The organism is Candidatus Albibeggiatoa sp. nov. BB20, from assembly GCA_016744725.1.
Classification (GTDB): Bacteria; Pseudomonadota; Gammaproteobacteria; order Beggiatoales; family Beggiatoaceae; genus Albibeggiatoa.
Genome location: JADGDW010000096.1, coordinates 1 through 7,925, shown reverse-complemented (window position 1 = coordinate 7,925; position 7,925 = coordinate 1). Strand labels below are relative to the sequence as shown.

The following is a 7,925-nucleotide window of genomic DNA, read 5'->3' as shown; positions in this document are numbered from 1 at the left end:
ATGCTCTACTAATTTTAAACCTGCGTCTTCCGTTTCCATGACCACGTCAATCAATGCAACGGCAACATCGGGTTGATGTTCTAATATTTCTCTGGCTTCTTGGGCAGTTTTTGCATCAAAAAATTTTAAGGCCCTACCTTCAAACTCAAAACCTTTTAAGTTTAAATGTGCTAATTTCCGCACGTCAGCGTCATCATCCACCACCAATATTTTCCAAGGCGGCTGACTAAATGGTTCTGGTATTGGCTTTTTACGGGTTAAACTAATTTTCATATCAAAACCCTCAATGGTATTTTCGATTTTGGATAGGCGATTTTTGAACAAGGATTAGCAGACTTAATACTTTGAAATATGACGGAAATAAGACCGCTAGTCCTAGATTCATACTGGCTCATACTAGAGCTCTATTTCACCTCGTTCATGTAAGCGAATTAAAGCCTCTACCACTTCAGGGTCAAAGTGTTTACCCGCATCTTCTTGAATCACAGCCAAAGATTTATCCACAGGCCATGCTTCCTTATAACAACGTTTATGGGTCAGTGCATCAAACACATCAGCTACGGCCACAATCCGAGCTTCTAATGGCGTATCTGCCGCTGGAATCCCTTGTGGATAGCCATTGCCATCCCAACGTTCATGATGTCCATTGGAAATATTATAGGCGGTACTAAACCATTTATTTTTACCTAAAATTTCTGTACCCAATACAGGATGGGTTTTCATCACATCAAATTCTTCTACCGTTAGCTTTCCAGGTTTTTGTAAAATAGCATCTGGAATACCGATTTTCCCAATATCATGTAACATGCTGGAAATACCAAAATTTTCGGATTCTTGCTTGGATAAACCTAACTCAAGTGAAAGCTGGGTTGTGTAACGGGCTAAGCGATTAATGTGATCGCCCGTATCTTTATCTTTATACTCAGCAGCGACTGCTAGCATGTGCAGTGTCTGCCGATTGGCTTCTTTCAAATCGACATAGAGTCTCAAGTTTTCTAATGCTGTAGCACATTGGTGTGCCATAATCTCAATTAAATTACGGTCATCTTTGCTAAGCTGCAAGGCATTTTCTAAACAAACAAATCCTAACACTTTATCATGTAATTTCAAAGGTATAGGAATAATATTTTCTGGCAATTCTTCAGGCTTATCACCCGTTTCAATACTGTCTGTACAGGTTTGAACAATTTTCTGTACCTCGGTTTGAATTTCATGAATAGCACCAAGATTAGCAAAACGTCCCGTCCCTGCTTGTACTTCAATCCGCTCATCACTGGAGGTAATCACCAAGCCGCTACTGATTGTCGAAATCAGATTATTTTCACCTAAATTACACAACCCAATAATTTGAGTCAAAATCCCATCAAAAAACTGACTCATAGACTGAGGTTGATGCAAATCTGATGCGGCATCTAAAATTTTGTGCAAACCGATACGGTTAGTATTAATTGTGGATAAATCACGGTACGATTTCAGGGCTGAACGAATGGTTGTATATAATTTTTGCGCAGTCAGTTCAGTTTTATCTTTATAATCATCAATATCATAGCGATCAACAACCAATCTTTCTGGTGCAACTCCCGGTTGTCCCGTACGAATCACCAGCCGAATCATTTTATTGCCTAAGTCATTACGGATGTATTCAACCAATTTAAGGCCTGCATCTTCTTCTTCCATTACCACATCGACTAAGGCTACAGCAATATTTTCTTCTTTTTGCAAAATTTCTTTGGCTTCACGCGCGGACATCGCTTGCAAGAACATTAAATTTTTTTCCGCAAAATCAAAGCTTTTTAAATTTAAGCGCGTAATAGCATGGACATCAGGCTCATCATCAACAATCAACACCTTCCACGGTACATTGGTTTGCTTAGGCTTGATTATCGGTTCAGGTTCGCTAGAGCCACCATCCTTTGGTGCTTTATTTTTGCGAATTAATTTCATATTAACACCACCTTTTACACATCTTCGGGTACAGAGGTATGTACTGGATATTCAATGGTAAATACCGTTCCTTCACCTAATTCACTTTGACAAGCTATAGTGCCAGATAATTGGCTAGTGACTAGATTATAGCAAATATACATGCCTAACCCAGTGCCGCCTTTGCCACGTCGAGTGGTAAAAAATGGTTCAAAAATATTATTCAATGCTTCTTGACCCATGCCTTTGCCCGTATCTGTATATATAATACACAGTTTTTCACCTTTTAAGAGGGTCTCAATCCGAATTTGTCCTTCTATCTTGCCCTCATCAAACGCATGAACCAAGCTATTCATCATTAAATTGGTGAGAATTTGGTCTAATGCCCCAGGGAAGCCATATAAGGTCAATGGCGACGGGCAATCTACACTAATTTGAATCGAGGTATTTTTGAATTTGTTGTACAAGCTATTATTGACATCTTCAACGGTTTCATAGACATCAAATAAACGCGCTGTTTCTGAACTTTGGTCAACCGCAGTACGTTTAAAACTGCTGACTAAGCGTACTGCACGGCGTAAGTTAGATAAGGTTAAATCGGCGGCCTCATCTACACTTTCTAGGAGTGACAATAATTCATGTTCATCGACTTCATCATATTGTAATAGCGCGTTTACTTGGCGAGCCACTTCATTTAAGGTTGATGCTGCACCAACCGCAACTCCAATTGGGGTATTAATCTCGTGGGCAAATCCTGCTACCAAGCGACCTAGAGAGGCCATTTTTTCACTTTGTAATAATTCGTTACGGGTTTGTACCAATTCATCCATTTTGGTATTTAAATCAGCGGTACGCAGTGCCACTCTTTGCTCTAAATCTGCATTTAAAGTCTGAATTTCAGTATTTTTCGTTTCCAAAGCCGCAAAGGATTCTTTTAACTGTCCAACCATGCTATTAAACGCATCGGCTAATAAACCTAATTCATCAGAACGCTCGACAGGCAAAGGCTCATCCCATTGACCCATAGATAATTTTTGCGCGGTATTGGTTAAAGACAGAATCGGGTGAATAATCCAACGAGAGGTCAAAATACCAATCAAAATAGCGATAATTAAAGCACATAGTGTGAGGAAAATGGTAGTGCGGGTATTTTCGTTAATGCGTTCCATAAAGTCACTTTCAGGCACAGCAACTACAATTAACCAATCTAAACCACGATTATCTCGCAGTGGCGTGACCTCGATATAATGTTCTTCGCCATCAATATCGACCATGAAACGCTGACCCACACTAATATGATGTAAATCATCAAAGGTTTGTTCTAAATATAGGGCTGAAGAACGCACCAGTTTATCAGTACTGGCCGTGGCTTTCAGGCGTTGAGCATTAGCAGGATTGTCATCTATCATGATGAACGGTAATTCTCCTGTAGACGAAGCCACCAACAATCCATTACGTTCCATAATAAAGGTTTTGCCTGTTTTACCAATTTCTAATTCACCTAAGAAATTAGCAATTTGAGAAACCACAAGCTGGGTGGTAAATACACCTTTTAATTCGGTATTGTCTTTATTATAAATCGGTAAGTTGGCAGCAATCCCAAGATTTTTACGTGCATAAATAACAAAAATTTCACTCCATGCGGCTTGGGTAGCTTCTTCAGCGGCTTTGTACCAAGGTCGTTTACGAGCATCAAAATCGTCTGCAATCCGTGTCGGCTGGCTGCTTCTGATCCCTTCACTATTTGAATCAAAAATTTGATAAGGGCCTGCCACAAAATCTTGAGTTTGTTCAATATTGAATGAGCCATCAGTTTGCCGTCCCGCAACCACGATTCCACCTTGTTTATTGCCAAAGTAAATAGTGCTGACAGAATCAAATATTTGGAGTTGATACCAAAAGAAGCGTCCTAATAAAACGGGGTCATCAACATCTAACAGACCTAATTCGGCTGCATTATAGTGATTTTTATTAATCAAATGTGGGGTTTCCAAATACGCTTTTAAATGCTGATGGATTCGGCTGGTTACTTCTTCTTGTAGCTGGCTTGCCAAGTCATCAACGGCTTTTTGTCCATTGATAAATGAAAGATAACCTGTTAAACCTACTGCTACGAAAATTTGAATTGCAAATAAAACCACGAGTAAGGTACGTAGAGATATTTTGGCAAATATTTGCCTAGGCGAGTAAAAATGCAACATGCGTGTTTTCTTTTATGCTTATCATCACTTATGTGTGTTTATTCGCATGAACATTATGCAAAATAGTGACCTAGTTAAGTCATGATTGGTTTTGCTTGCAAGGCTCTGTTAATATTAAGCCTTAAGCGATAAGTCATTATTCATTTTATTTTTTGGGTTAAGCTACATAAATCAATATTGCAACCCCATTCAGAATGGACATTATGCCATATTATATTGGATGTTAAGCCAAACTGTTAAGTTTAATTATAAAGCACCGCATTATGTATGAAGATTCAAAACCGCGTTTTGATTGGCAGGCTATTAGTAAAGCATTGATTTTATTTGTATTAAGCATAGCACTTAGTATTGGGATGGTGTGGGGTGGTTATCATTACTTTCAGTATATGAAAGACTGGAAACAACAGCAAGATCATAACTTGAAGGATGTTAAAAAAAAGTTTAAGGATGTGCAAAGTTCTTTAGACATCGTGCAACAAGATTATCTAAAAGATTATGAAACATTAGTACAGCGACAATTTTATACTGAACGAGATAGCCTTTCTTTTGCTGAGCAGTTATTAGAGTTACGTGATTATACGATACGGATTGTCGATAAAACCAAGTTGGATTTACAGTTGTTTTCAGCCGATTGGCATATCAGTGAGAAATCAAACGAGTATTTACTAAATTGGGCGGGGGATACACCTGACTGTAAAGTTTTGGAAAGTAATCTGAATATTCAATTGGCCAGTTTACATGAAGGGCATATTTTGAAATTTTTAGATCGTTTTTATAGCAATCCGCCTCAAGGTTTATTCAATCTGAAGTCGTGTGAAATAACCCAGTTAGCTCCAATTCAAATGGATAATGTATCAAAACCCTATTTTCAGGCCAATTGTACGTTTAGCTGGTATATTGCGAAAAAACAGTAAGAAACCACAATCGGACTGGCAATCCTTAAAATACTGCCAATCCTGATTTTCAAACGCGATACTTTTACAATTTTGCCATCAAATGCGCAACTCGCACAGGGGCAGGCGGATGCGAATCATAAAATGCAGAATACAAAGCATCAGGGGTTAAAGTATTGGCATTTTCTTTATACAATTTGACCAATGCCTGAATTAAGTGTTTAGGATTAGACTGCTCAGCAGCAAAATCATCAGCCTCAAATTCATGTTTACGCGAAGCCCATGACATAATTGGACTCATAAAAAAGGTAAACGCAGGCATCACCAAACTGAATAAAGCTAAAGCGGCATAAGTTGATGTTTCCTCAACCCCTAAACCTGTGAAAAACCACGATTGCTGCATTAACCAACCCAATAAGGCCAAACCAATTAAACTAAACGCAAAAATCGAAATTAAACGTTTTTGAATATGTTTACGTTTAAAATGTCCCACCTCATGGGCTAAAACCGCAACCACTTCATCATTGGTTAAATCTCTCAATAAGGTATCAAAAAACACAATCCGCTTATTACTGCCTAAACCTGTAAAATAGGCATTGCCATGCGCTGAACGTTTTGAGCCATCCATTACAAAAATTCCATTGCTGGCAAAACCATTACGTTCGAGCAATTCAACAATTTGTTGTTTTAATTCACCGTCTTCCAATGGTTCAAATTTATTAAATAACGGTGCGATGATCGTAGGATACGCCCACATCATTAGTAAGCTGAAGCCCATCCATACAACCCAAACGTATAACCACCAAAATTCGCCCATGGATTCCATCAGCCACAAAATCAAAGCTAAAAACGGTACGCCGATGACTAAACCCACTAAAAGCCCTTTAAACATGTCGGAGAAAAATAAGCCTAAGCTAGTGTGATTAAATCCATATTTTTCTTCAATTTTAAATGTGCGATATAAATCAATCGGTAGTTCTAATAATGTGCCGACAAAACTCATGCTCAATAATACTGCAACCCCGGTCCATAACTGCGACCAGCCTAGGGTTTGCCCAGTTTGATCCAACCAATTTAGCAAGCCGCCGACTGTCCAAATTAATAGCAAGATGGTTTCAAAGATGAGTATTTTCTGTCCGAAACCAAGCTTTTCTAAACTATAACGAGCGGCTTTTTGGTGCGAATCTAAATTGATTTTTTCTGCAAAGGCATCGGGTACAGTAGATTGATGGGTTTTAATACTATGTGTTTGGCGTTGGGCTAACCATATTTGAATCGCGACACCAATCGCAACCACACTGAGAAAAACCACAGTTAAACTATTCATTTTGTCCACCTGTCAAAAAAGTTGATTAAATACTACACTATTAGCACTTAAGCAGGTTAAAATATTCTATTTACAAAACATTGTATTTTACTAAGGATAATCCAGAATGTCACAAAACTCTCACAATCTCATTTGGATCGATTTGGAAATGACGGGACTCGACCCGACTTCCGACACCATTATAGAGATTGCGACATTGGTTACTGATGTCAAGCTTGATGTTGTGGCAGAGGGGCCTGTACTCGCTATCCACCAATCAGAAGAGATTATGAATGGAATGGATGATTGGAATACAAGGCATCATGGTAATTCTGGATTAACCGCGAAAGTGCTCGCCAGTAAGACTTCTCTTGCTGATGCGGAAGCGCAGACTTTGCTTTTTTTACGTCAACACATCCCCCCGAATACTTCACCGATGTGTGGCAATAGCATTTGTCAAGATAGACGTTTTTTATGCCGTTTTATGCCTGATTTGGAACAGTATTTTCATTATCGACATATTGATGTGAGTACCTTGAAAGAGTTGAAACGCCGCTGGCATCCTCAAGTACTCGAATTTGAAAAAAAGAATGAACATCTTGCTTTAGCTGATATTTACGAATCTATTGCTGAATTAAGATATTATCGGCAGCAGCTTTTGAAGTAATCGCATCATTGGCTTGTATATAATGGCGAATATTTGGTTGCTATTTTGATAGGGTTGTTACATAGGCATTACCAAAATAGGGATGCTGCACTCAAAAATATAGCCATTTTTTGAAGTGAGGTATTCTTGCATGTGAATATCATTCAATGTTGAGTTTGGTTGGGTAATGTCTGCCTTTAATTTTATTGGATATGCCAATATTAGTGTTAACCGATTGGCCTCCTTTGACTCTATCTGTTTCTGCAAGATTTCATGGTTGTCCTGCTATAATAAAAAAAACGTTTACTAATTGAAAATAAATATATTATGACTTGGCAACTCAATGCATTACCTCTTGATATGGAGATTGAAACTAAAGCGGTTTTAAAAAAAGCGGCATCAGCACATCGGTATTTAGCTGAGTTGAAGGGCATTGCTGCAATGATTCCAAACGAGCGAATATTGATTAATATGTTAACTCTACAAGAAGCAAAAGACAGTTCAGCCGTTGAAAATATCATCACGACTCAAGATGCACTGTTTCAAGCAGAATTGCAGACAGAATTACGCCTAGATATTGCAACAAAAGAAGTACAAGATTATGCGTATGCACTCAGAACAGGCTTTGAACTGGTACGTGATAGAAAAATACTTACTCTTAATTACATTAAGCAGATACAAGCCAAATTAGAAGGGAATAATGCAGGCTTTCGCAAACAGTTGGGAACAGCTCTTAAAAATGCGGCAACGGGTGAGGTTGTTTATACGCCACCACAACAACCTGAAGAAGTTGAAAGATTGATGAGTAATTTGGAGCAATATATTAATGATGATGCATTGTCTGATGTTGATCCATTGGTCAAAATGGCTGTTATTCACCATCAATTTGAAAGCATACACCCTTTCTTTGATGGCAACGGAAGAACGGGGCGAATTATTAACATTCTGTATCTTGT

The 7,925-nt window shown here is 38.5% G+C and carries 6 protein-coding genes and 1 pseudogene; 3 read left to right on the top strand and 4 right to left on the bottom strand.

The features are described 5' to 3' along the window. The 3 genes and pseudogenes from ABXH34_RS11530 to ABXH34_RS11520 form a co-directional block, all read right to left on the bottom strand. Positions 1 to 273: pseudogene (locus ABXH34_RS11530) on the bottom strand (hypothetical protein); the annotation flags it as partial. A gap of 123 nt (positions 274 to 396) precedes the next feature. Next, positions 397 to 1,944 carry an HD domain-containing phosphohydrolase gene (locus tag ABXH34_RS11525; RefSeq protein ID WP_353572034.1) on the bottom strand — a complete coding sequence of 516 codons (1,548 nt, stop codon included), beginning with the start codon at positions 1,942 to 1,944 and terminating at the stop codon, positions 397 to 399. A gap of 14 nt (positions 1,945 to 1,958) precedes the next feature. Further along, the gene (locus ABXH34_RS11520; protein ID WP_353572033.1) at positions 1,959 to 4,124 is read right to left on the bottom strand and encodes an ATP-binding protein; all 2,166 of its coding nucleotides are present in this window, start codon (positions 4,122 to 4,124) and stop codon (positions 1,959 to 1,961) included. Positions 4,125 to 4,387: 263 nt separating this feature from the next. Between ABXH34_RS11520 and ABXH34_RS11515 the strand changes: the two genes are divergently transcribed. Further along, complete coding sequence (locus ABXH34_RS11515) at positions 4,388 to 5,038, top strand: hypothetical protein (RefSeq protein WP_353572032.1); 651 nt, start codon at positions 4,388 to 4,390, stop codon at positions 5,036 to 5,038. A 64-nt stretch (positions 5,039 to 5,102) separates the two neighbouring features. On the opposite strand, the gene ABXH34_RS11510 is transcribed toward ABXH34_RS11515, so the two are convergent. Next, complete coding sequence (locus ABXH34_RS11510) at positions 5,103 to 6,344, bottom strand: M48 family metallopeptidase (RefSeq protein WP_353572031.1); 1,242 nt, start codon at positions 6,342 to 6,344, stop codon at positions 5,103 to 5,105. Positions 6,345 to 6,450: 106 nt separating this feature from the next. Here ABXH34_RS11510 and orn point away from each other — a divergent pair, with 106 nt between their 5' ends. Together orn and ABXH34_RS11500 are read left to right on the top strand one after the other, a co-directional pair. After that, positions 6,451 to 6,990 carry an oligoribonuclease gene (gene orn / locus ABXH34_RS11505; protein ID WP_353572030.1) on the top strand — a complete coding sequence of 180 codons (540 nt, stop codon included), beginning with the start codon at positions 6,451 to 6,453 and terminating at the stop codon, positions 6,988 to 6,990. A 306-nt stretch (positions 6,991 to 7,296) separates the two neighbouring features. After that, positions 7,297 to 7,925 (top strand): Fic family protein (locus ABXH34_RS11500; RefSeq protein ID WP_353572029.1); only part of this gene is annotated, 629 nt, incomplete at its 3' end.